Below are 25,365 nucleotides of genomic sequence, written 5' to 3'. Positions count from 1 at the left end.
TTCCCATATTTGGGGGGGTAATGTATGGGCAACTCCCCTATCAACGTAGACTTTGCTGATGTCATTAATATCAAGGCCCTAGTTCAGTTTCAGAGGATCTTCTACCAATTGACTGGACTCCCAGTCTCGGTCTGTAATTCTGATTTTGAGTCCATTACTTTCTATCCGAGGGCGCATAGGAGTCAGCTTTGTAGGCTTGTGCAAGCATCCCCGGAAGGGCTCGGGCGATGCCGTGATTCGGACCGGAGGGCCGTAGGGAAAGCCATAGAGAAGAATAGGCCTCATATTTATCGTTGCCATGCTGGACTAGTCAATGTTGCGATCCCGCTTATAGTAGAAGGAGACCATGTTGGAAATATCCTTACGGGACAGGTGCTTACTGAACCACCCAAATCTGATGCCGTAGATAGATTTAGGGATAATCTGAAGGGATTACGCTTTAATGCAGCTATGCTAGAGTCTGCCATAGGAGGTCTCATGATCGTACCAGAGTCTAAACTCAGGCTTGCATCGCAGCTTCTTTCCCTTCTCGCCACCTATATCATGGATACAGAAATCCTGGCTCTTGTCTATAAAAAGAAAGCTTCGGAGATATTAGGCCTTAGTCCTCCGGATGGCCTTGCCGAAAGATTGAAGCGATCGGAACCTTTTGGTGCAAGAGTTGGTTCGGCAAGGGTCGGGAGTAACTCCCACGAAGAGATTATAAGACAAACTGAGAGATTCATTGAGGAGAATCTCAAAGAAAGGATAACCCTTGCAGATGTAGCTAGAGTTGTGGGTTTATGCCCTACCTATTTCGCCCGCGTATTTGGGGAGAAGATGGGGGTAAGCTTTCATCTTTATCTTACCCAGCGTCGCATGCAACGCGCGGCCGATCTCCTGAAAGATTCCTCTCTCTCTATTGGTGAAATAGCCTACAATGTGGGCTATCCCGACCAGAATCATTTTAGTCAGGTCTTCAAGAAGATGATAGGCATGTCTCCCTCCAATTACCGTAAGCAACTGAGAGATCGGGCTCTTGAAAGATCATAAGATTTTAAAGATTCTTCATAAGGTTCTGTATAGAGCTTTAGGTATTCAGAAATCTATAATCAGTCTGTAAGGGTGCCAAAAGGGTGCCAATCTAGATGCATGACCAAGCTCGAACCGTGCCGGGTATTGGTTTCTCACGGTGATAAAAGACTGGGAGGGAAGGAAATTGGCCAAAGCAGTGGCGCAAAAGGTGGAAGGGAGTTATGGAGGTAGTTATTCGGCGGGCCTCGGTAATGTGGCGCTTAGGGTGCCTTACCTCTCCGTAGGGAGTCCATACGGGCTTGAGGAGGCAGAAGCCCTTTTGCAGGCAATTCAAGGTGAATCCCTGACTATGGGGAAATTCGTAAGTGAGTTTCAAAAGGCCTTCGCTGACTATATAGGCGCGAAACATGCCGTTTTTGTGGCGAACTGCACAAGTGCGATGGAAATGGCCGCCGATGCCATTGGCATCAGTGAGGGGGATGAAGTGATAGTTCCAGCTATCACTTTTGTGGCGACAGCCTTGCCAGCGCTTCAGAGGAAGGCCAAGGTCGTATTTGCGGATCTCGAATATGATACGATGAACATTGATCCCAATTCAATAGCGGAGAAGGTCACATCTAAGACAAAGGCGATCTATGTGGTGCACCACTGTGGGCTTCCCGTGGACATGGATGCCGTGAACGCCATTGCAAAACCCAAGGGCATCTATGTAGTAGAAGACTGCGCGCATGTCCCAGGGGCTGAGTATAAAGGCAGGAAGTGCGGGACCCTTGGAGATATTGGCGCTTTTAGCTTTCACACAATAAAAAACATGACGACCTTAGGCGAAGGCGGGATGTTCACTACAGACAACGATGAGTGGGCAGAAGACGCAAAGCTTCACCGGTTTGTGGGAATGAGGGAATATACTAATCAAAAGCGATATTGGATCCCTTATCACTACGATATACTGGGCGTAAGGCATGGCTTAGCCATACCTTCCAATTCATCTGTTACAGAGGCGCAGGCTGCGGTGGGATTGGTGCAGCTTAGAAAACTTGACAAGATGAATGAGCGGAGGAGGAAGATCGCTGAGTATTGGAATAGGGAGTTTTCAGAAATTGAAGAACTTGGCACTCCGCCCGAACCCTTGGGGAGAAAACATGTCTATCATCTTTACAACCTTTACTACAAGAAGCCCGAGAAGAAGAACGAATTCATGGGGCTCCTCCTGGATAAGTATGGCATCCAGACTATGATACACTACATACCAGTCTATTGGCTTACCCTATTCAAGGAGATGGGGTATGAGAAGGGACTCTGCCCGGTGGCGGAGAGAATTTATGCTGAGAAACTGGATCTTCCCATATACCCGCAGCTTACAGATGAGCAAGTCGAATATGTTGCGCAATCGGTGAAGGAAGCGGTAAAGGAGCTGCGGTGAGAATGATAGTAGGTGTTCCCAAGGAGATCAAGGAATACGAATACAGGGTGGCTTTGGCCCCTTCGGGGGCCGAAGCCCTGATGGAAGCCGGGCACGAAGTGCTCATAGAGAAAGGCGCTGGGCTTGGAAGTGGCATAGAGGACAAGCAATATGAGGCTGTGGGCGCGAAGATCGTCCCGGACAGAAGGGAACTCTTTCAGCGCGCCGAGATGATCGTCAAAATCAAGGAGCCTCTTCCTGAGGAGTATGATCTCTTCCGTGAGGGCCAGCTGGTTTTTACCTATTTCCATTTCGCCGCAGATAGGGCGCTTCTCGAGGCCATGCTGGAAAAGAAGATAATCGGGATAGCCTATGAAACCGTCAGGGAGAATGGTTCGCTTCCTCTTCTTACGCCTATGAGCGAGGTGGCCGGCAGGATGAGCGTCCATGAGGCCGCCAAATGCCTGGAGAGCCCTTCAAAGGGAGCCGGGGTGCTTCTCGCGGGAGTGCCCGGAGTGGCTCCTGCGAATGTGGTAGTCCTTGGCGGAGGGAGCGTTGGGGCCAATGCGGCAAGGCTCGCAGCAGGCTTGGGGGCAAATGTCTTCCTCCTTGATGTGAACCTCCAAAGGTTGAGATATCTCGATGAGGTCATGCCGGAGAACGTAACAACCCTTTTTTCGAACAAGCAAGCCATAGGGGAAATACTCAGAATTGCAGATGTGGTCATAGGCGCGGTGCTCCTACCGGGCAGGAGGGCTCCAAAACTCATAACCAGGGACATGCTTGACCTGATGAAGCCCGGGTCCGTGATCATCGATGTCTGTATAGACCAGGGAGGTTGCGCGGAGACTTCAAGACCCACGACCCACGGCAACCCTACCTATGTGGAGGCCGGGGTGGTGCATTATTGCGTCACGAACATGCCGGGCGCAGTCGGCCGCACATCGACCTATGCCCTCACCAATGCCACGTTCCCATATGTGCTTGAACTCGCGAATAAGGGGTTCGAGCAGGCCATCTCCGAAAACAAGGCTCTAAGAGAGGGCGTGAATGTGTACCGCGGTAAGGTTATCCATCCTGGAGTGGCGGAGAGCTTTGGGTTGGAGGTAGGGAAGCTGATCAACTGAGCGTTCGTATTGGATATGAGGGTTGTCGGCGGGGGATCCTAGATCGCTGGGCAGAAATGGATCCGACCCCAGGTGGATATTTGCATTCCTCTGAATGATACTCCTGTGGGGCGGTATAGGGGTTTGAATACCAAAACTAGCAAAGTTGGGGTGACATAACCATGGTTCGTGATAGAAATGTGGCATATATTGGGTGTGTTTATCCGCATCACGCAAGGGCGGATTTGGAGGAAATCATGGATGCAGGGTGTACTTCTATCAATCTCACTGTAAATGAAGTTGACTGGTTCTATTACAGAAAGGCTCGGCGTTACATCAGGGAAGTTGCTGGGGAACTTGGATTGAAGGTTTACATCAATATGCACGGTTTTGGGACATTCGCCACAACCCTTCCGTGCGGGGTATATCAGATGAAACATCCAGAGAGTGTCCAGGTGTTCAATGACGGGACCCGGCCCGAACACGGGGAAACCTGCTGTCCTACTGATAAGGAATATAGGAAGTGGCTATATGACGTAGTTTCGGATATCATTGAATATCTGAAGCCAGACGGAATGTTTTGGGATGAGCCGAGATTTGTAGGCTCTAAGGATTTCCCGAACCAATGGGCATGCTATTGTCCTCGATGTAGGGATCTATTTGAAAAGAGATATGGCCGACCTATGCCTAGGCAATTGGATAAGGAAGTAATTGAGTTTAGACAGGGTATATTGCTTGAATTCCTGGAAGAATTGCTTGGTCATGCTAAGAAGCTTGGTGGTGGAGAAAACGTCCTATGTCTCATGAGTTGGGACCGGGATGTGAATAATAGTCCCTCCTCCCCCGGATGGTACGGAGTCATAGATTGGGAGCCATTTGCCAAACTGAGGGATCTTGATGTATTCTCAACAGACCCTTATTGGATTCACTCAAAGGACTTTACATATTTTGAGAAGAATGCGAAAGACGCAATAAGACTGGCGCATACTTACGGGAAGCTGTGTCAGATATGGGTACAGGCGGTATGGGTGCCGCCCAATAGGGAGGGTGACATAATGCGGAGCATCCGCCGTGCAGCGGAGATGGGGGCCGACATGCTGGCAGTTTGGGCGTATAGGGGGGAACCTGGAGCTCATGTGCTGGACGGCGGTGCGGACCATGACAAGGTGTGGGAGGTAGTCAAGGCAAGCTATAGGGAAATCGCCAGGAATGGGGGCTAAGTTGAGAGGGGTCCTTCTATTACGTTCCCTAATGAAGGCGATAGCCTAAAAGTTAGTTTGTGAGGTGTGAAGCATGAAAAGGTTAACTTTTGCCATAGTATTGCTGGCCACCTTCTTGCTTTCGATTTCGGCCAGTTCCCTTGCCGCCCGAAGGGTCACGCTTACAGTGTGGCAGCCGTGGGGTGGGGACCTGAATGAACGGGTGCAGAAGGTCGCGAACGATTTCATGAAATTCAACCCCAATATTGAGGTGAAGGTGATCTTTACACCCAACTTGAGAGATAAGCTCCTCACGGCGATAGCGGCTCGAACCGTCCCGGATTTGACCTACGTGCACGGGACTTTATGGGCTTGTGAGCTAGCTTCGCGGGGCGTGCTTCTTCCACTTGATGATTATCTTAGGGAGGAGGGGCTTAGCGGAGATGATTTCCACCCCATGGCATGGCGGCAGGCAACGTGGGAAGGGCACGTCTATTCGCTACCGGGTGGGTTCGACCCTAATTATGGGTTTTTCTGGAACAAGGATCTTTTTAAGGAATGTGGTTTAGATCCTGAGCGTCCGCCCAAGACGATACCGGAACTTGATGAGAGTATGGCAAAGATCACGAAATATGATTCCGCTGGAAACATTGTTAGGCTTGGTATGGTTCCAAACGCTGGGGGATTGCACTATATAAGTTTCGTGTTTGGGGCAAAGCTCTATGACGAGGCTAACAGGAAATTTACCCTTGATCACCCGAAAGCAATAGAAGCCCTTGAGTGGATTGCACAGAATGCTAAGAAATATAACATTACTAAGATTGGAGCATTTAACCAGAGCTACGGAGGACAACAACAGAACCCATTTTATACAGGTGCTCTCGCAATGTATCCTGGAGGTTGGTGGGAGCTAGACTATCTTAAGCGTTTCGCCCCCAATGTGCGGTATGGGTGCACGACTTTTCCGATACCAGTGGGTGGGAAATTAGAGGATGCATATTATGTGGAAAGCTGGGGCTATGCCATTCCTAAGGGATGCAAGCATCCTAAAGAAGCCTTCAAATTTCTAAAATATTTGTGTGCTGATCTGGATGTTACGGTGGATATCTCGAAAGTACTTCTAAATTTCCCGGCTTTGAAGAAGGGGATTGAGCGGTTTGCAGTAGAGGGTTCAGACAATCCTTATCACCAGGTTTTCGTGAAAATAGCCAGATCGGCCAGAAATTGTCTTCCACCTACTCCGGTGACCACTCTTATGTATGATGAAATGGGACGCGCATGTGACTTTGCAATGTATGGCCAGAAGACCCCTCAACAGGCGCTGCGTGACGCAAACAAGGCTGTCCAGGAGCAGCTTGATAAAGTATTATCCAGGAAGAAGTAAGAATCCAGGATAGGTGGAGCTAGAAACAGAGGAAGGTAGTGGTTGGCTGAGTAGCAAAAAGGGGCCATCGGGAGGTATGAATCTACCGAATTCCGGTGGCCCGCTGGAAGGAGAGCTATCTAATGAGGCGGATAACAGTCCGGAATACAGTGAACGGGATTTTATTTGCCATGCCCTGGTTTATAGGCTTTTTTGCCTTCGTGGCATATCCAATAGCGGCTTCCCTTTATTACGGTTTCACTGAATACGACGCTTTGAATTTGCCTTCGTTTGTGGGATTCCGGAACTACATTGAGCTTTTCAAAAGGGATACCCTTTTTTGGAAGGCATTAAGTAATACCCTTTTCTATACCGTATTTGCCGTGCCCATTCATATAATAGTGGGGCTTGCCCTGGCATTGCTGCTGAATCTCAGGGTAAAAGGCATGGAAGTATACAGGACCATATATTATTTGCCGACTTTGGTTCCAGCCGTGGCATCTTCTGTACTCTGGCTTTGGATTCTGAACCCGCAATATGGACTCGTCAATTTCCTATTGCGAAAGCTAGGCCTTCCCGGGCCAGGATGGTTGGCTGATCCAGTCTGGGCCAAACCCGCCTTGATTCTGATGAGTGGATGGGGCGCAGGCAGTGCGGTGATTATATATCTTGCTGGCCTTCAGGATATCCCGGTGCAACTCTACGAGGCGGCTGAATTGGACGGTGCTACCAGTAGTCAAAAGACATTTTATATTACATTGCCAATGTTGACGCCGACGATCTTCTTCAACCTTGTAATGGGCCTCATAGGTTCCTTTCAATATTTCACCCAGGCCTACGTTATGACCCAGGGAGGTCCTGTGAATTCAACACTGTTTTACTGCTTGTATCTTTACAATAATGCATTTGTATACTTTAAGATGGGCTACGCGTCGGCCATGGCATGGATATTGTTCTTGATAATCCTGGCGGCAAGCAGCCTGGTTTTCAGGACATCTTCCGGCTGGGTTTACTATGCCGCGGGGCGTTGAGGGGACCGAATTCGTTATTGGGAGGGGAGGTAGCCGGGTAATGCAGGCTAGGACAAGAAGAAGGCATCGTTTTATAACTCATTTACTGGCACACATCGCCCTCTTTTCGTTAGGAATACTCTTTCTACTCCCGTTTGTTTGGATGTTGAGCACTTCTCTAAAATCTGATGCAGAGATCTTCACGAGGGTTCCGGTTTGGATCCCGAAGCGCCTCATATGGTCAAATTACGCTATGGCCTTCAGCTACGTCCCATTCGCCCTCTACTTTGCGAACACCCTCATAATATGCGCATTTGCAGTTCTCGGGACAATTTTGTCTTGCCCCCTTGTGGCATATAGTTTTTCCAGGATCTCCTGGCCGGGACGCGACTTTTTCTTCATTGTGATGTTAAGTACATTGATGCTCCCATACCATGTAACCCTAATTCCGATATTTATAGTATTTCGAAATCTTGGGTGGATCAATACTTTCAAGCCTCTTACGGTACCCTATTTTTTCGGGAGTCCATTCTATATATTTCTCGTGCGCCAGTTTTTTTTGACGATACCTCGAGAGCTATCTGATGCAGCCAAGATCGACGGTTGCTCCGAACTTGGTATCTATTCACGGATAATACTCCCCTTGTCCAAGCCGATACTCGCCACTATATCGTTATTTACCTTCGTCGGGCAATGGCAGGATTTCCTGGGGCCCTTGATCTTCCTTAACGATGCTCAGAAATATACCCTGGCCATAGGTCTTTATGCATTTCGTACCCAACATGGCGCTGAGTGGGCAGCTATGATGGCCGCGGCCACCGTGATGGTGATGCCTATGATTATCGTATTCTTCTTCACTCAGCGGACATTCATACAGGCGATAACCCTTACTGGTCTGAAGGAGTGAAGTTCTCTTCTGGATATAGGATTTACCGCTTTAATGCATCAGAGACGACTTCGGATGTTCACAGTGCCACTTTTCACGGGTACCTCATGTCTGCTGTCTGTGACCTAGAGGGGCCTTCTAGCCTAGACCCGTAAACCAAAGTTAATCTAGAGTAAGGAGATGATTGCTCTATGCCTTACCGGGGAGTACTTGAGGACATCGAGCGGTGCGTCCGTCTTGGCAAGCCGAGGCGTATGCCTGTATTTGCGTGCAGCGAGGAGTTTGATGTCCGTGTTTGCGGTGAAGTCTATTCGAGGTATAATTCCGATCCTGACGTTATGGCTACGGTTCAGAAGGAGGTGATCAGGAGGTTCGATTACGATTGGGCATGGCTTCAGGTAGATGATTGCATTGAGTTCGAACCTCTCGGTGTAGGGGTGAAAGGGGAGGGCAACATACTTCCCGCAACGGTTGGTTACCTGCCGGCTACCAGGGAGACGCTTCGGGGGTTAAGGCTTCCTGACCCAGAACGGGATGGTCGCATGCCGGTGCTTCTTGAGGCTATACGGCGCCTTAAGGAGGAGTTTAGGGATACAGTTTGCGTGGTGGGAAGGACTGCGGCGCCATTTTCCTCCGTAACGCTCCTTTACGGGATCGAAGAGACGATGGGCCTCATTTTCTCCGATCCATCCCTTCTCAAAGATACCTGCCAATTCTTCATGGAACTCCAGACTGAATGGGGGAAGGCGCAGATTGAAGCGGGTGCAGATGCGATCTGGTTTGGCGACTGCAATGCTTCCACCCATTTGATATCCCCCAGGCATTATGCTGAGTTTGCCTTAGAGCCGGCACAGGCTGTCACGGAGGCATATAAGCGAGAGGGTGCTTTCGTATTCTACCATGCAAGCGAAGAAAGTATAGAGGGGCTGAAGCTAATGGCGGAGGTCTCCCCTAGCGCCTTGAGCGTAGGCCCCGGGCTCGACATCGTGAAGGCTAAGGAGGCTGTAGGATCTAAGATCTGTCTTATCGGAAACCTGGACCCGATAAACATCCTTGAGCGAGGTAGGCCTGAGGAGGTTCGGGCCGAGACGCAACGTATCCTCGAGGTTGCAAGAGGAGGGGGCCTTCTCTTTAATACGGGCGAGATGGTCCCGCGAGCTACGCCAGAGGAAAACATCCTGGCAATGGTAGAAACAATTAAAGGATGGGGTGAGGGCAATGCGTAAGCTGCGAGTCGGGGTTATAGGCCTCGGGCATAATGGCCTCGCCTTTTGCAGGGCATATGCCTCCCTTCCCGATACGGAGCTTGTGGCTGTCTGCGACCGCGATGAGCAAAGGGCCGAGGCGGCGCAAAGGGAGTTCGGGGTGAAGGCCTATTATGACTATGCCATCCTGGAGAGGGATGATATCGATATTATCTCCATCCATACGCCAGACCACCTTCACCGCGAACCCTTCATCAAGGCGCTTGAGGCTGACAAGCACATACTTTTAGAGAAGCCCATGGCAAACTCAATAGAGGACCTGAAGCTGATGGTAAAGGCCGCTGACAGGTCAAAGAAGAAGGTGGCGGTTGGGCAAATTCTGCGGTTCAACCCGATGTTTGAGGCAGTAAAGCGGCTCGTAGACAACGGGATCCTCGGGGAGATAGCCTATCTTGAAGCCGATTATTACCATGATCTTCGCTATCAGAGATTCATGGAGAGGTGGAAACTTGATGAGGAAATCCCTATAGTGGGCGGAGGGGTCCATCCATTTGATCTCTTGCGCTGGTATGCCGGGGAAGCCGTTGAGGTCACATCCTATTCAAATCACAAAACCTATCCCGAGATGAAGGCGGACACGAGCATAGTGAGCATCTTCAGATTCAAATCGGGGTGTACAGGTAAGGTTGGAGCCCTTTATGGTTCCCCCTTGGCCATGCCCGAGTATTATAACCTTGGTGTCTATGGAACGAAAGCAAGCTTTTGTCGTGGGCGGCTCGCCTGCGATGGGATCGAGGGTTGGATGAACATACCTATTCAGACCCCTCCGGGCCACCCATTTGAACCCGAGATCGTAGACCTCGTAAGAGCCATCAGGGAGGGGCGTGAGCCCCGGTGTAATGCCAGGGATGGGGCAATGTCGGCCCTCGGGGTGCTCTGTGCCTATCAGTCTGCGGTAGAAGGAAAGGCTGTAAAGATACCTGAAGATCTCTGAGCGGGTTCCTGCCTGTATTTGCGCTGGGTACTTTCGGCTTTCTTTGCGGGCTTCAAATGAATTTACCAAATCATATAGGGCAAGGAGGAATTTATATGTTTGAAGTGCGTGCTCTCTTAGGACATATCGGCTATAATTTCTGGTGCGATAAGCCAAGGACTGACGTTCACTACGGGTATAGTACCAGGCTGCGCTTTGACCCTGAGGTATATAAGAGGCTCGTCAAGCGTGCGGCTCGGGCGGGGTTCAACATGATAATCCTTGACCTGGGCGATGGGATCGAATGGGAAAGCCACCCAGAGATTACCGTGGAGAATCCCCTTAAACGGGAAAGCCTGAGAGAACTCTTGAAGTTTGCGCGCGATAATGGGGTTGAGCCGATCCCTAAATTGAATTTCTCCACAGTTCATGACATTTGGCTCGGACAATATGAGCGAATGATAGGGACTGAGCGCTACCACCAGGTGTGCTCGGAGCTTATTACTGAGGCGTTCGAACTCTTCGACCGCCCCCGCTTCTTCCATATCGGAATGGATGAGGAGACCTTAGGGCACCATACCGGCCTCGGGCTGGAATATGTGGTCCTCCGGCTCAATAACGAATGGGTCAGGGCAGTCAGGCGCTTTAATGATGATGTGCGCCGCTTGGGAGCGCAGGCGCGCACGGGGACCGCCCGCTGCACGACCGCTGCGAGGCGAGCGTCAGCCCTTCCGGCGGGCGTACGCGGCCTGCCGGTCTCCCTCAGACTCTCCTCGGCCCTAATTCTACAGGTAGACCCTTTTCGGCCGATTCCATAAGTGCAAGTATCACTTCCGTGACGCGATAGGCATCTGAGACGCTGACCAGGAATGGTTTATCCTCTGCGATGCATTCTACGAAATGCCTTATGCTTTCGTATGCAAAGCCTTTGCCTCGTCCGTGGACCCAATTTGACACTAGTATGTCTGGATTGTCGTTGGTCGTTGGCAGGATGCGCTCGTAGAGTTGGTTGTTGCTGAGATCCATGTTAACCATGCCTGCGTCTCCCAGGAGATTGAATTTTATATCATTGACGCAAGGCTGGCCGTTGGGGACTATCCAGTTATTTTCAATAGTGGCGATATAGCCTTTGTTGAATTCTAGAATAGATTGATAGATATCAGGTACATTTACGCCCAATTTGTCCAAGACTCCCCGGCGCGAAACAGAATATACCCTCTTGATATCATCGGAAAATAGCCATTGGATGGTGTCTATTGTGTGGCTGCCGAGGAACCACAGGATCGAGGATCGGCTGGCCCAAGATAGCATATTGGTTGCTACAGAAATCTTGTCATTCAATCGAAAATACGCTGAGACCAGTTTGCCTAGCCCGCCTTGCTCTACTGTTTCTTTGAGGTGAGCAAAGGGGGGACTCCAACGGTTATGGAAATCAACCATTAGGCGCGCACCGGTCTTTTGAGATGCTCGGACCATAGCATCAGCATCTTCAATACTGGTCGCCAGAGGCTTCTCCACAAGCACATGCTTCCCGGCCTCAAGAGCTGCAACCACCGGTGCACGGTGGGCAAAATCCGGGGTTACCACCCCTACAGCCTCGATGTCAGCTTCATGCAGCATTTGGTTATAATCAGTATAGACATGCGATGCCCCATATTTCTTTGCTATCTCTTTCGCCCGTTCCTCTCTTAGGTCACATACGGCGACCAGCTCGCTCTGGTGATGTGATGAGTAGACATACGCATGCGCCTCTCCCCACAACCCTGCTCCTATGAGCCCAAATTTCACTCTTCTCATGATCACATTGCACCTCACAATTCTTTATTTGGCGTATGACATAGCCCTCATGAACCGCTTGCCATACTTGCTGCAAATAGAAAAGGCGCCTTCCCTCCCTTCGATGACATGGTCTTCACAAATACAAAAGCGATTATCAAGGTCTTATTTCAGGCATTATCAGCACTTCGGGCATTGTCTCGCGCACCTTCTGACGGATAGAATCCGACACAGATATGCCGATAGCCCGTAAGGCGCCGAATATGGAGCCAATTACAGGGTGGAATTCTGCACGCCGTATTTTCGCCAGAGGGGCCTTGCGATGAACTACATGAGTAATAGTATCTATCAGCAGAGGCCCTATGGCGTTGAAAATGCTGCCATTGAGCACTACATCGGCTTCTTCGCGGTCGAGGCCGAGCCGCCTCAAGATAGCCACTGCGGTGAGCCCCACCTCTTCCCCCTGACGTTCAACTATTTCTATGCCTATAGGATCCCCCTCATATGCGGCCTCAAAAACAATGGGGCATAGGCTGAGGAGTTTATGTCGGTCTATAGAATCGTGATATAGCTGCATCATGAATTCGTCCATCGTTGACAGGCCGAGGCTTTTGAGAATCCGTTCAGGGATCATACTTGGTCCATACCTGCCATCCCACGACTTGAACGCGAGGCGAATCATCTCCGGGACGATAGAGACAGCCCCTCCCCAGTCTCCTGACATATACCCGATTCCGCCCAGCTGGAACGTCCTCCCGTCGCGGTAGACCCCTGCGGCGTTGGTGCCGGTGCCGCATATGACAACAGCCCCATAGCCCAGCTTAGTGCCCGCCAAAAACGCGCCTATGGTATCGTTTTTCAGGATGATTTTCTGAGCAATACTAAACCGCTGCAGTCCCTGAGTGAGGATCTCGTAGTCCTCCGGGAAGTCTGCGCCAGCCAGGGCCAGAAAACCGACAGCAATATCATCACTTCTCAGCCTGGCACCGTCAAGAGCTTCTTGAATTGCCTTCGCGATTTCCTCTGTTGCCTTTTCTACTCCGATGCTCTGGTGGTTTGACGGCCCTCCCTTGCCAAGGCTTAATATAGTACCATTTTCATCTGCGACAACCGCATATGTCTTGGTCCCTCCGCCATCAACGCCAAGCACGAAGCTCATATGAAAACAGCTCCTTCATTCCCGTTTTGAGAATGACCTGCAGTCAATGGTCCATGGCCATTCTTTTGCCATTGGACCACTGATCTCCCCTATGCTACCCTTTTATCGAGGAAATCTGGCTAGTGCAAAGAGCTGATCGTTCGGCAGACCTATCAGTCTGCCAGCATGCATGGTTCCTTGAAAACAGGTAAAAACTCAATGTCACGCCAATCGCTAGCAATGTGCAGACACGGTACATGCCAAATGCGCCGACAGAGTCGTATAAGAGTCCACCTACAAGGGTGCCGGCGGATGACCCTCCAGCGAATGATAATGATCCCATTAGCGCCTGAGCTGTACTTTTCAGCTCTAAAGGAGATTCTTCATCCATGATGCTGACTCCTGCAACATACGTTGAAATGAAAGTGAAGCCATGGAGCAGCTGCGTTGCCAGGATCAGTAATGGATTATGTATTATGGAAAGGAAGGCCCATCTCAGAATATATAAACCGCCAGAGGCGCATAGGAAACTTCTCATGCCCATTCGCCGTATGAGTTGGCCAGAGTAAAAGAGAACCGGGACCTCGAAGACTGTGGCCAGGACAAGCGCTACCCCTATGACCCCAGGGCTTGCCCCGAGCTCAGAAAGATGAATGCCGAAGAATGTCATATTCATGGCTAGGGTCATCGATAAGACAAAATAGAAGATGAGAAAACTCGATATCTTGGGATTTACCAGAAGTTTTTTTACCCCAGACCGCAGGTTAGGAGATCTTTCCCTTGTGGCTTGCGGCATGAGGAGGCCGGTCAAAAAAGTGGCGAAGAGGAATAATGCATAGATTGGGAATGCAAACCTTACTCCCATCCAGTTCAGAATTTGGCCTACCAGCATGACCCCAACAGCATACCCTAACGAACCCCATAACCTTATGGAACCATAGGTGACTGATTTCGGAAGAACACTTAACGTAATTGAATCCGCCAGGGGTACGTTTGCATTCTGGAATAGAGCGAGCGCGGCCATGGTCGGTATGAGCCAGTAGTAGGAATGTGCGAAACTAGCAAGGCTCGCCATGATGGCTGTCATCAGAAGCGTCATTCTTAGAACCAGGTTAGGTGAGCGTTTGATATCACTCACCGCTCCCCAAATTGGTTGCGAGATCAGACCTATCAGAGGCATGAGAGCGCCCAGGGTTCCAATCTGAACGCCCGATAATCCAAGCGATCTAAAGTGAAGCTGGATAAAGGAAAAAGCCCCCATTGCCAAAAAATAGAGGAAATAATAAGATCTGAGGATCGAGACCTTTCTCAATGGACGGGTCGTGGATACATTAGCGTCCATTCTATTTATCACAAATATCCGGCGCAGAGCACCTTCCGGCCTATAGGAAGGAGGAATGCGCCTCTATCCCCCTTGCTTCGCGGTGACCTATGACACGCTCATATTCTAATCGAACATGGTTCCTCTGTAAACACCTCAGCCGCAGTCTTACTTACGAGGCTGGCAAGATTTTGCCTCAGGGAGAGGCCCTGAACATCTGCCAACGCCAGGCTGGCCAGGGGCATATCAGCCAACACGGGGGGTTGCCGCGGCCAGTGGCTGCATCCTTATTGATGACCTGGCGAAAGATTGTTATGATATTTGTAGGATAAATTAGTAGCTATTAACCCTACATGATGTATAATGGGGTGGGATCATGCGATTCTTGGCTGCTCGGGATTTCCGTATCAGACCTGGATTTGTCTGGAGGACCTTGAAGGAAGAAAAGGATATTATCATAACTCTTAACGGAAGGCCGGCGGCTATCCTAAGCCATGTCGATGAAGGATCCCTGGAGGCCACAATTGGGGCGCTGCGCAGACAGAGAGCCGCCATTGCTCTTGAAATGCTACAGGAAGAGGCCATCCAAAATGGGATTACGAATATAACTGATGAGGAGATAGAGGCCGAGATCAAGGCCGTAAGGAATAAGAGACGACAATGATCGATGAGGTTAGGCCTAAACTCCATGTAGTCATAGACACGAATGTAATAGTATCAGGGCTTCTTAGACTCTATAGCACATCTGCTGATATACTGAGACTAGTCGTCAGTCCTTCTGAATTTCTCTCGGGATTCTTTCCAGCAAAGAAAAGATAGCATGAAATGCTAGTAGGCCGCATGCGTTGCGAGGGGTCATCCCGGACCTCGAAGGGGGCCCTCGTCCTCGAGAGCCCCCTTTCAGTATCATCTTTTCCCATAGATATCTATGCTACCGCAGCAACAAGCACTCAGCCGGATGGCGCCTACAGTTCTATTTTTCTATATACCATTGGATCCCATCGGCGGCGAGCCACCATGAAGTGTCGTCGCCCCAATAGCATTTCTCAGGGAAGTTCTTTATATTGTTTCTGACTACTATGGGTCGCTTGGGAAGTCCAACGGTGCCTATGACCCAGAGATTCCTCGCCTGGTTATCCCAGATCTTTTGGGCAAGCTCTTTGTACTTCTGATCAGATGTTGTCTTATACCATTCATCCATGGAATTCATGAACTCCATGAACTGTTTGCCGCATTCGCCGGATGGCTCCTCTCCGGATTCGCCCTTTGTATCCAGCCAGAGCCCCCAGTCCACAGCCCAGCCAATTTCACTCCTGGGATTATATTTCGTAAGTCCTGGCAGGTTGACCCGAAATTCCATCATCCTGTCAGTGTGCCAGAACCCGCAATCCAATTCATTCCCGTCCTTTCGCGTCGTATAGAGGGTTCTCTCGTCTTCTTTGACTGCTACTTTGACTCCGACAGCTTCCCAATAATGGCGTATCAGATCAACGGCTTCTCTCGCAAATGCCAGGGTCGCTGAATACTCAGCAGTGACAATCAGTGGCTTGCCATCGGGGCGCAACCTGTAATTGTCCTTCCCTCGCTTGAGGCCCATTTCATCGAGTAGCCTGTTGGCCTCCTTGGGATTATAGTCAGCATATGCTCTGGCCCATTCTTCCTTGAAGAAGCTGCAGCTCGGATGGACGGTGGCCTGCATGGGTTCTCCCTGACCCAAGAAGACAGCCTCATTTATCTCTTCTCTATTTATCGCAAGGGACATGGCCCGTCTGAACCTTACGTCTTGGAAGATCTTGCGAAGCACCGGATCTTTGTGGGTTAGATTGAAACCGAATGCTATCTCTGCAGGAACGGGGCTAGGCCATAATAGAACTCTGTAGCCACCCTTATCTTTATTCTCCATTAACACAGGATAATCGGGCAATTCAAGAAGCATCCCAGCATAATCTAGCTCACCGCCCATGAGCTTCACAAGCATCGCTTGACGTTCGCTTATGACATCGGCTGTGATCCGGTCAATATATGGAAGCTGATTTCCAGCAGTATCTACTACAGCAAAATATGGGTTGCGGACATAAACGCTTCTGCTTGTCGTTCGCCTTTCCAGCATCCATGGGCTCAATGTTGGGAGATTGACATCCTGTTGAGCCGGAGTAATGTCACGGTGGAACAAAAAGGCCTTGTACCAGGCGTCGAATCCCTCTTTCTTGGCCAGCTTTTCGGCATCAGGGTTATACTTTATATGCCACTTTGTCAGATAATGCTTTGGCAAGTAGAAATTCTGCTGCATCGAGCCGAAATATGCAAGATAGGAGAGGATTGGTCTGTGAGGAACCGCGAATTTGATCCTCAGAGTATAATCGTCCACTTTCTCAAATTGGGCAAGCTTCCCTCCAGGCATCCATATTTTCGGTTTGATGGGGGTAAGCTCATCATTGAGGATGAAATCTTCCCACCAGAAAAGGATATCTTCCACCGTAAAGGGATGACCGTCCGACCATTTCATTCCCTTGCGAAGATGGAGAGTAAGGGTTTTCATATCGGCAGAGAATTCATATCCCTTGGCCAGATAAGGTATCACCTTGTTGAACTCTCTATTCATCCATAGGAGGTAAGGGAGCCTGATATGTGCCGCTCCGTCATTGCCCCAGCTGTTGGGCTCTGGCGTCGCTGTCCTCAGGGTGCCACCATATTTCCCTATTTTCTCAATAGGTTTGATAACGAGAGGTTCCTCGGGTAGCCTTTTTTCCACAGGCGGGAGTTTGCCTTGTTTGACCAACTCAGTGAGCATGGGGGCTTCTTTATAAGTCGTTGCCGCAGACGATGATAGACCGACTAAAACCAAAAGCGCAACCATCAACAGGAGACCCACATGAAGCCTTTTACACCACATGTGACACTATACCTCCCCTTATCTGATGGATATTCTCAATTAAATATTCAATTTGCAATAGTTATACTCCTTCTAATGTCATATACTTCCAGATATTCATATCGATCTGACTGGCGCCAGCAAAGCATGATGATCTACCAAATAACCCAGCGAAGAATGATGACCTACCCAATAACTCAGAAAGGCCGAGCCCGCCAAAGGCTAATCTTTAAGTCGATCCAGGTTCTATTTTTGGGGATTGCGCACAATGAAACGGTGACATATATTGGAGCTGGAGAACGGCGAGACTATGCATAGCGCTTTCCCTGACCGTAACTTTAAGGGGGGCGAAATCGTGAAATTCCATTTCGCAGACTCTTTCTGATTCAACCTAGAGATGCAGAAGGTCCTTGCGGCTCTAGAGTTGGCCATCTGCGCGCCACAGCGCCAGCGCATCCATTTTGGTATTGTGGGATACTACAGAATTGGAGGATCATTTCATGATAGTGGATACACACGCTCATCTTGACCAAAGCGATTTTGACGCGGATAGGGAAGATGTTCTCCTGCGCGCGAAAGAGAGTGGTGTCGGGGCAATAATCACCGTCGGCTGTGATATTCCATCCTCGGAATGGGCTGTTCGCTTCGCAAGGCAGCACCAGGAGGTATATGCCATCATCGGCATACATCCCCAGGAGGTGAAGGACGCGCCTGAAGATGCCATAAATCGCCTGGCAGATCTCGCTTCTGATCAAAAAGTGCTCGGGATCGGCGAGATAGGCCTGGATTACTACTACGAGTTGTCGCCTCGTGATCTCCAGAAGGAGTTCTTCCTTGCACAACTCCGCCTGGCCCATGAACTCGGGCTTCCTGTGATCATCCACGACCGCGATGCGCACGGCGACACCATGGATATTCTCAAGCACGAGAAAGCGGGAGAAAACGGCGGAATACTGCATTGTTTCTCGGGTAGCCTCGAGATGGCCAGAGAATGTATAAAAATGGGCTTTTATATCTCCTTCGCCGGGCCGCTTACCTTCAAGAATGCCCGCAGGCCCAAAGAGATAGCGGCAGCGCTGCCTGAAGAAAGACTGCTGGTCGAGACAGATTGCCCTTATCTTGCCCCTACTCCATTTAGAGGACAGCGAAATGAACCGGCATTTGTCAGGTATATAGTGGAGGAACTCGCGCGCCTGCGCGGGGTTTCCTTCGAAGATGCTGCCAGATTTACTGTTCAGAATACTATGGCGGCTTTTGCGCCCCGCCTTTCTTTGAGCATTTGAGCCAGATAGTGTCTATTCCATATATTACCTTGGAATTCATGGAAGGACTCTTCAACCCCCGCAAAGAAATGTAATCATAAGAATGATATGGCAGAAGGGTTTTTGGGGATTATCCAACATTTGGAAAGATCTCCAGGGGTGATTTCCATTTTTTCGTGCGGAGGGTTGAAGATGAAAAGTAGCAGCTTTCGTGCCAAATTTCTGCGCTATGCGACCGTTCTAATCGGGCTGATGCTTTTGCTTGGGCTATCAGGTTGCGGGGTTGTCAGCGTCGGCCCCGGGTCCCCTGAGCAAGGCGATAGCTCTGTTCCGCCTCAGGGCGGGGCGACACCCAGATATGGAGCCATAGCGGGCTATGTTTATGCCCCAACGCCCATAGGGCGGGGGGCCGATGGTAAGACAGGATCACGCTCTCTCTTGGTTCATAAATATGCGGTCACTTTCGACGATTACTCGCCATTGGGGGGAGCAACTATCCTGGCAACCAGCAGCACCGGGGCTTCATATACTGCCACCAGCGAAGGAAATGGCTATTTCGCGATCCAGTCCCTGGAGCCTGGCACATATGAGCTGACAATTAGCCATCCCGATTATATGGCAGTCAGCATACATGGGGTTGAGGTCAAGGCAGGGAAGACTATTACCGTAGGGGAGGCGCGCGTCGGCGCATTTCATTATCTATTCATCGGAATCAATAATTACCTATATGTGCCCAACTTGAATGGATCGGTGCCTGATGCGCAATCCATGTATAGCACCTTCTCTACGACAAATGGTCTTGCCGGGGAACCAGCGGCTCTATATGACTCAAGGGCCACCAAGGCAGCCATCCGGTCCGCCATCACGGATCTGGCCTCTCGCGCCTCAGCTCAGGATTATATCATGATATATTTTTCTGGACATGGCGGGCAGATGCCTGGCTCTGAGCCGGATGCCTTGGATGAATTCATTGCGCCATATGATGGGTCCCCGACAGATGCGAGCAGCCTCATCACCGATGATGAGCTCGAAAAATGGCTTTCTGGAAGCCGATGCAGGAATGTGGTGTTGATTTTCGACAGCTGCAGAAGTGGAGGAATGGTCAAAAACGCCCGCGCCCAGCAAGGAGGCGCTCCCATTCGGCCGTTCATGCCGAAATTATCTACATTTGCCCGGGACCTCAATATCGCGGGGTATGTGGTGCTCATGGCAAGCAATGACAATCAAGATTCATATGAAAATGGCTCCTCAGGGATCTTCACTAGCAGCCTTATTCAGGGGATAAACAGGTCCGGTCCGGGCGGCGTTCGCGCGGCTGACACAAATGGAGATAGGATCATAACCGCCCGAGAGGCATTTGAATATGCAAGGCGGGTTACGCAGCAAACTGCCGCCAGCATGGGCGTAAGGCAGGATCCCCAAATGTGGCCCGCATCGGGAGGCGATGTGGCCATATACCGGTATTAATCAAAGGTCAAGGCGGAACATGGCCGATATAGGAGGGTAGGACGGATCGAGGTATTATACATGATCCTTGACGCCTGGAATTGAATTGGCATTGAAGGGATTTCACAGGAAAATGTCGAATAATGCGTAGCTATCATGCTAATGGTCGGATTTCTCTACAGTGATGATATATGGCGGCATACGGCGCAGCGGGACGGTGCCGAAAATGATCTCACAGGGAGGGTGTCCATATTGGCGCGATACCGTAAGGTATTGAGGCGATGGCGCGCATTATTCTTTTATATGTCTTTGGCTTTCCTTCTGAGCGGGTGTTTTGGTGACAGCCGGACGCATCCGGTGATCTTTGATGTGTCTGGCAGGGTTTTAAGCGCGGGGACTGGGGTTCCAATCTCGGGCGCCAAAGTCACCGTAAATGGAAAGGTGGGAATGACCGATAGTCAGGGGTTTTATTCGCTCAGTGGAGTAACGGCATCAAACGGAATAGCGCAATTTGAGGTTTCCGCGCCGGGCCATATTGCGGAAAGTTCAACCGAGTATGTAGGGCATGGCCAGACGCTAGTTAAAGATATCTTCCTGACAGTCGGCGAAGCAGAGGATGGAGGCGGCAGAATTTATGGGACGGTGAATTTCGTCTCTTACGGGTCATCAGCGGCTGTAAGACAGGGCAGAAGGTCTCTTAGACCTGTGGAGGTTGGAGTAAGCCCTGAAGATCAGCCGCTGCCGCAGAGGGTCATAGTGAGGCTTCGTCGTTCGCGTGATCTTCTTGACTCCAGGGTTATTTCCTCGATCGTTCGAACGACTGGAGCTACCCGGCATTTCGTTAACACCATCATACACCGGCTGATTGTCTATATCCCCCCTGCAAAAACACCTTCCCAATTCCTTGAGGAGCTGGCTTCTTCTCCATATATAGAAAAAGCAGAGTTGGACCCGGTATGCCAGGCTTTGGGGGTGGCACGGGGGCGACTGTTTCCTATTGAGCCAAATGATGGTGCATATCATGACCAGTGGAATTTGCCGGCCATTGGATTGCCCCTGGCATGGAATAGGATCACAAGCGCGAGGTCTGTCATAGTGGCGGTGATAGATACGGGGGTTGCGTCGAACCATCCTGATCTCAGGGGAAATCTGATGAATGGGTGGGATTTTGTTGATAACCCTGAGCAAGGGGGAGATGACGATCCGACGGATCCCGGGCTTCCGGGGGTATATTGGGCGAGCCATGGAACGCATGTAGCTGGGATCATTGGCGCTGTGGGGAATAACGGTATCGGGACATGCGGGGTAGCCTGGAATATTTTGATGATGCCAATAAGGGCGCTGGATAGCGCCAATGGCGGTTTCGGCTACCTGAGCGATGTTGCTTCCGCCATCATGTGGGCTGTGGATCATGGGGCGAAGGTGCTCAACTTGAGCCTCGGGGGCGATATTTCATCAGAGCCTGAGGAAATGTCGCAGGCAATTGACTATGCTGTGCAGCGCGGGGCTATTCTTATTGCAGCCTCCGGCAATGAAGGCGCAGGTCATGTCTTGTATCCAGCCTGTGATCCTGATGTAATCGCCATTGGAGCAAGTAATGCATCGAACGAAGTAGCGTGGTATTCAAATCATGGTCCTGAGATTGATCTTGTCGCGCCCGGCGGCGATTATGAATCCGGGGCCGATCTCGGGATCTTGAGCACCATACTCGACCTTACGAGTGGTCAACCAAGATTGGGTTTCGGCTGGGCAGAAGGAACGTCGATGGCAGCCCCTCATGTGTCAGGAGTTGTGGCCCTCATGCTGGCCTGCGGGATTTCCCCCGATCCTCAGATGATAAGGCGTATCCTCAGAAATACCGCCATAGACATATCTGCGACGGGACGGGACGACGAATCAGGTTACGGCATCCTCAACGCATATGCTGCTATCAATCATGCTGAAATCACGGAAACCAGGATTGTGGTTGTCGGCAAAGATGGGACGCCAGTAAGTGGCATGGTATTTCCGAGTGATGGGCGCACATTTGATATCGGGCGGGTCGGCGAGGGGCCGGAACGATATATTGTCGCCTGGCTAGATGTGAATGGGGATCGTTTATTGGATGACGGAGACTATGCTTCATCTGTCGGGCCCATCAATCTAGGTAAAGGACAGTCTGTTGCGGCGAGTATCAAGCTCCAATTGATGGGCTATTCATCTGAATCAATGCGCAGAGAGACAGCAAGGCTGCTCCGAATGCTGGAAGCGAGGTAGCTTTGATTTTCCTGGCAGGTGTTGATGCCATTGACGTGGCGTTTGTTAGGAGGATAAAGAGGACTTCGATGGCCACACCAGTTTGACTCATTGGATGGCATGTTTCTGATGATGACGCCGCGAAACCCACCCATTGATTCATGATTGATTTCCCATCGTCATCATGGTATTGGGGGTGGGGCATATATGGGTGAAAGCGCGCTCAGAGCGCAGCTGGAATCCCGTCTGGAGGATCTGAGGCCTCCCAAAGAGGAGATGGCGCGGCCTAGACTCCGGAGGGGAGTGTTAAGGTTTATTTGTGAGACTGTATCAAGGCTGAAATATGGTCAGGTTATCATTTATGTGCAGGATGGTGAGATCATCCAGATAGACACGACTGAGAAGGTTCGGTTCAGTCAATGCAGTAAACGAGTGGAAGGTGAGGCGGCTGGGGTAAGATGATCTCAATTATGTAGTGGGCGTTGGAATGCAGCCTGAGATGTTCACAAGCGGGATATCGCCTGATAGATGATCATGGCCGGCGTCGGCTGAAAATTCAACGGCGCTGGCTTTTCTATCTATGGCGGGGGCTTTTTGCATTTGATCCCCTTAATACTTATGTGGTATCCGTATTATATTATGGAGAACAGAAAACCTTGGAGGTGATATGGTTGAAAAGGATATTTAGGTACCTTTTGCCAGTAATGCTATGTGCTCTATCATTTGTATTTCTTACGGGATGTTTCGGCGGCGCGCCATCACTCCCTGGACGGATACTTGGTTATGTGACAGCTGATCCGAATGCCAAGGATCTCCCTCCGGGGGCTCGTCCCAAGATGAAACTTGTCGAGGGGAGCAGATTGGAGGTTATCCCGGCTCCACCGACGGGGGGGCTTGTTGGGGCGACGGTCACAGCTGGGGGCAAGACAACATGGACGGACGATAGAGGCTATTTCGAGCTAAGCCTTTCACCTGGCACATATACAGTCTACATTGCGCACCCACGGTATCAACCTCTCACGATCCGTGGTGTAGTGGTGAGGTCTGGGGCGGATACGTGGGTGAATGGAGGCTATCCGAGGATAGGGGCGTTTTATTATCTTTTTGTGGGGATCAATAATTACGATCCTTATGAGATTTACAATCCAGGCACCGAGGGAAGCCCAGACTTGAGCTATGCGGTTGCAGACGCAGAGCTTATGTGGAAGACCTTATATCAGAATAACTATTATGCCGGGATCGCTGATGCCAATATTCTGAAGGATCAAGAGGCGACAAAAGCGAAAATAAAGGCGGCCATTGATGCAATCGCGGCGAAAATGCAGCCGCAGGATCATTTCCTGATGTTTTTCTCTGGCCATGGCGGGCAGACCACGAATATTCCGGGCGAAGAGGATGAGTTTATCGCGCCGTCTGATGCGACATCTGATCCTTCTCGAATAATCACTGATGACGAACTGACCTCGTGGGTTGCCAAAATCCCTGGACAGAATAAAGTCTTCATATTCGATAGTTGCTATAGCGGCGGAATGTATAAATACCTTCCATTCTTCCAGGGCAAGAAAGCTAAGCGGGGATTCACCGCTCTTGCGCGAGATCTCAATCAGGCTGGATATGTGGTCATCACGGCGAGCAACGACACTGAGGTGTCCAATGAATATTCGGGCCTTGATCACGGCGTATTCTCTTACTTCTTCTGTGAGGGCATTGCGAAGACCGCGGGCTATCCCGCCGATTCCAACCTTGATGGCATAATCACAGCACAGGAGGCATTCAACTATGCAAAGCCGAGGGTTATGAACTATACCTATGATCCCAGGACTGGGGAGGTACAGACTCCTCAGATATGGCCTGAAACTGGGGCAAACAGGCCAATCTATCGGGTCCCGCCGGCGGATTTTGTGAAGCTTCCTCAATGAGGTGTCATGAAATGACTGCGTGATCAGTGGTGATTTTTAGAGAATCTTGTTAAATATTTCCCTACGGCAGGAAATTCCCCCGAGGAGACGAATAGATTTAAATGGTTGCACCTATTGGATTGGGGCGGTTTTGATGGGGGCTTCGAGCAAACTGTTCCATAAGATGGCCCCTCATTACTGGTGCGCATTTATGATCTGATGCCTCGGGAGGTGGTACTCGGACTTTAACAGGTTTCAGGTCTGGCGGTGGCGTTAACTGTAGAGTGCAGTGCGCCTTGGTAAATGAGAATGAAGAGAACTGCATGAAATATAAACCATGTGGGTTAATTAGGCCAAAAGGCCAAATAGGAAAGGGGGGGTCGTGCTGCTGACCGCCTTGCATAGGCTATATGGGCGGTGAGTGAGCGCGGTTACCTGATGAAGAAATTGACAATTCTATCTGTTGTCGCTTTGTGTGTGATGGGCCTTGCCTCCGCAGCTATGGCTCAGGGGACGGTATCTGGTACATATTGGATGCCGAGCACGTGGAAGCTGGAACTAAAAGCGGACGCGGAAACATATGCGATCACTATTCCCGGTCGCGGACTTTCAGTGTCAGGGGACTTTGCTTTTGCTGAGAAGTTCGGAGTCAGTTTCGCATACTCCAGTATTTCCAGTACAGGAAATCTCACCATTAGTGGTCCCGGCGGGAGCGTCGAGTGGAACAAGTCAAAGGCCTCCGGGTCATACACCATGATCGATGCGGCATATAAGCTTTACTCTGATCCGGTATTCTCCATATCCCCGGCAGTTGGATATTTCATGGCTAGTAGCGCTATAGAGGGCGAATTGGTAGCTGAGGCCGGCGCCCCTACGAAGATGTCGTTTGATGCCTCAGGATTCAAGGTCGGAGCCAAAGCCACTGCAGTTCTTATGGAGGGGCTCGAGGGCTATGTTTCCGGAGGATATGTCTCTTCCCTTACACTCAGGCCGACGATTGATGGTACCGCATGTCCCGAGGAGCAAGGGACTGCTGTCGAGTTCAATGGCGGTGTGAGATATGCCGTGAAGGTAGTCCCCAATCTTTATGTTGATGGCGGATACAAATATGTCTCTGTAACTAGTAAGGATGAGGCTAACAATACCTCCACCCTTACCACATCCGGCATCTACCTCGGCGCAAGCTACAGATTCTAAATAAACAGCATGAGCAGTCGTCGATAACCGGGGTTCGCGCTTTCGGCCATCCTGCTCCTGGT

22 protein-coding genes are annotated in these 25,365 nt (G+C 50.4%); 18 read left to right on the top strand and 4 right to left on the bottom strand.

The genetic code is table 11. The features are described 5' to 3' along the window. Positions 1-24 precede the first annotated feature (24 nt). The 10 genes from HPY52_07180 to HPY52_07135 all read left to right on the top strand — a co-directional run bounded on the left by HPY52_07180 (position 25) and on the right by HPY52_07135 (position 10,976). A complete protein-coding gene (locus tag HPY52_07180) occupies positions 25-1,032 on the top strand; it encodes a helix-turn-helix domain-containing protein (protein ID NPV80048.1) in 1,008 nt (335 codons plus the stop codon). A gap of 166 nt (positions 1,033-1,198) precedes the next feature. After that, a complete protein-coding gene (locus tag HPY52_07175) occupies positions 1,199-2,437 on the top strand; it encodes a DegT/DnrJ/EryC1/StrS family aminotransferase (GenBank protein NPV80047.1) in 1,239 nt (412 codons plus the stop codon). A 2-nt stretch (positions 2,438-2,439) separates the two neighbouring features. Then, positions 2,440-3,543 (top strand): alanine dehydrogenase, encoded by a 1,104-nt coding sequence (ald, locus tag HPY52_07170; GenBank protein NPV80046.1) that lies wholly within the window; start codon positions 2,440-2,442, stop codon positions 3,541-3,543. Positions 3,544-3,704: 161 nt separating this feature from the next. Continuing rightward, complete coding sequence (locus HPY52_07165) at positions 3,705-4,742, top strand: hypothetical protein (GenBank protein NPV80045.1); 1,038 nt, start codon at positions 3,705-3,707, stop codon at positions 4,740-4,742. A 73-nt stretch (positions 4,743-4,815) separates the two neighbouring features. Beyond that, on the top strand, positions 4,816-6,105 hold the full coding sequence (locus tag HPY52_07160) for an ABC transporter substrate-binding protein (protein NPV80044.1): 1,290 nt from the start codon (positions 4,816-4,818) through the stop codon (positions 6,103-6,105). A 122-nt stretch (positions 6,106-6,227) separates the two neighbouring features. Further along, a complete protein-coding gene (locus tag HPY52_07155) occupies positions 6,228-7,115 on the top strand; it encodes a sugar ABC transporter permease (GenBank protein NPV80043.1) in 888 nt (295 codons plus the stop codon). A gap of 40 nt (positions 7,116-7,155) precedes the next feature. Then, positions 7,156-8,001, top strand: coding sequence for a carbohydrate ABC transporter permease (locus HPY52_07150; GenBank protein ID NPV80042.1), 846 nt, complete (start codon positions 7,156-7,158; stop codon positions 7,999-8,001). 170 nt (positions 8,002-8,171) lie between these two features. Beyond that, positions 8,172-9,206 carry a hypothetical protein gene (locus HPY52_07145; protein NPV80041.1) on the top strand — a complete coding sequence of 345 codons (1,035 nt, stop codon included), beginning with the start codon at positions 8,172-8,174 and terminating at the stop codon, positions 9,204-9,206. Beyond that, positions 9,199-10,179: a Gfo/Idh/MocA family oxidoreductase gene (locus HPY52_07140; protein ID NPV80040.1), complete on the top strand. Its 981-nt coding sequence runs from the start codon at positions 9,199-9,201 to the stop codon at positions 10,177-10,179. The genes HPY52_07145 and HPY52_07140 overlap by 8 nt, the downstream gene beginning before the upstream one ends. 95 nt (positions 10,180-10,274) lie before the next feature. Then, positions 10,275-10,976 (top strand): hypothetical protein, encoded by a 702-nt coding sequence (locus HPY52_07135; GenBank protein NPV80039.1) that lies wholly within the window; start codon positions 10,275-10,277, stop codon positions 10,974-10,976. On the opposite strand, the gene HPY52_07130 is transcribed toward HPY52_07135, so the two are convergent. The 3 genes from HPY52_07130 to HPY52_07120 all read right to left on the bottom strand — a co-directional run bounded on the left by HPY52_07130 (position 10,921) and on the right by HPY52_07120 (position 14,426). Further along, positions 10,921-11,955 (bottom strand): Gfo/Idh/MocA family oxidoreductase, encoded by a 1,035-nt coding sequence (locus HPY52_07130; GenBank protein NPV80038.1) that lies wholly within the window; start codon positions 11,953-11,955, stop codon positions 10,921-10,923. The two genes, HPY52_07135 and HPY52_07130, sit on opposite strands and share 56 nt — an antisense overlap. Positions 11,956-12,091: 136 nt before the next feature. Continuing rightward, the gene (locus tag HPY52_07125; GenBank protein ID NPV80037.1) at positions 12,092-13,093 is read right to left on the bottom strand and encodes an ATPase; all 1,002 of its coding nucleotides are present in this window, start codon (positions 13,091-13,093) and stop codon (positions 12,092-12,094) included. A gap of 94 nt (positions 13,094-13,187) precedes the next feature. Beyond that, positions 13,188-14,426, bottom strand: coding sequence for an MFS transporter (locus tag HPY52_07120; GenBank protein ID NPV80036.1), 1,239 nt, complete (start codon positions 14,424-14,426; stop codon positions 13,188-13,190). Between the two features lie 343 nt (positions 14,427-14,769). Between HPY52_07120 and HPY52_07115 the strand changes: the two genes are divergently transcribed. Continuing rightward, positions 14,770-15,057, top strand: a complete 288-nt coding sequence (locus tag HPY52_07115; GenBank protein NPV80035.1) for a type II toxin-antitoxin system Phd/YefM family antitoxin — start codon at positions 14,770-14,772, stop codon at positions 15,055-15,057. Further along, entirely contained in the window at positions 15,054-15,212 is a 159-nt protein-coding gene (locus tag HPY52_07110; protein NPV80034.1) for a hypothetical protein, read from the top strand. The genes HPY52_07115 and HPY52_07110 overlap by 4 nt, the downstream gene beginning before the upstream one ends. 154 nt (positions 15,213-15,366) lie before the next feature. Here HPY52_07110 and HPY52_07105 read toward each other — a convergent pair whose 3' ends face one another. After that, positions 15,367-17,286 (bottom strand): ABC transporter substrate-binding protein, encoded by a 1,920-nt coding sequence (locus tag HPY52_07105; GenBank protein NPV80033.1) that lies wholly within the window; start codon positions 17,284-17,286, stop codon positions 15,367-15,369. A 479-nt stretch (positions 17,287-17,765) separates the two neighbouring features. On the opposite strand from HPY52_07105, the gene HPY52_07100 reads away from it, so the two are divergent. From HPY52_07100 to HPY52_07075, 6 genes are all read left to right on the top strand, one after another. Further along, a complete protein-coding gene (locus tag HPY52_07100; GenBank protein ID NPV80032.1) occupies positions 17,766-18,548 on the top strand; it encodes a TatD family hydrolase in 783 nt (260 codons plus the stop codon). A 171-nt stretch (positions 18,549-18,719) separates the two neighbouring features. Further along, positions 18,720-19,994 carry a hypothetical protein gene (locus tag HPY52_07095; protein ID NPV80031.1) on the top strand — a complete coding sequence of 425 codons (1,275 nt, stop codon included), beginning with the start codon at positions 18,720-18,722 and terminating at the stop codon, positions 19,992-19,994. 231 nt (positions 19,995-20,225) lie between these two features. After that, positions 20,226-22,229, top strand: coding sequence for a S8 family serine peptidase (locus HPY52_07090; protein NPV80030.1), 2,004 nt, complete (start codon positions 20,226-20,228; stop codon positions 22,227-22,229). Positions 22,230-22,484: 255 nt separating this feature from the next. After that, positions 22,485-22,670 (top strand): YezD family protein, encoded by a 186-nt coding sequence (locus tag HPY52_07085; GenBank protein ID NPV80029.1) that lies wholly within the window; start codon positions 22,485-22,487, stop codon positions 22,668-22,670. A gap of 209 nt (positions 22,671-22,879) precedes the next feature. After that, complete coding sequence (locus tag HPY52_07080) at positions 22,880-24,127, top strand: hypothetical protein (GenBank protein NPV80028.1); 1,248 nt, start codon at positions 22,880-22,882, stop codon at positions 24,125-24,127. A gap of 417 nt (positions 24,128-24,544) precedes the next feature. After that, positions 24,545-25,303, top strand: coding sequence for a hypothetical protein (locus tag HPY52_07075; protein ID NPV80027.1), 759 nt, complete (start codon positions 24,545-24,547; stop codon positions 25,301-25,303). Positions 25,304-25,365: the final 62 nt, after the last annotated feature.

Source organism: Bacillota bacterium, from assembly GCA_013178415.1.
Lineage (GTDB): Bacteria > Bacillota > SHA-98 > Ch115 > Ch115 > Ch115.
Note: the sequence above shows the minus strand (reverse complement) of the source record. Positions and strands in the feature narration are given on the sequence as shown.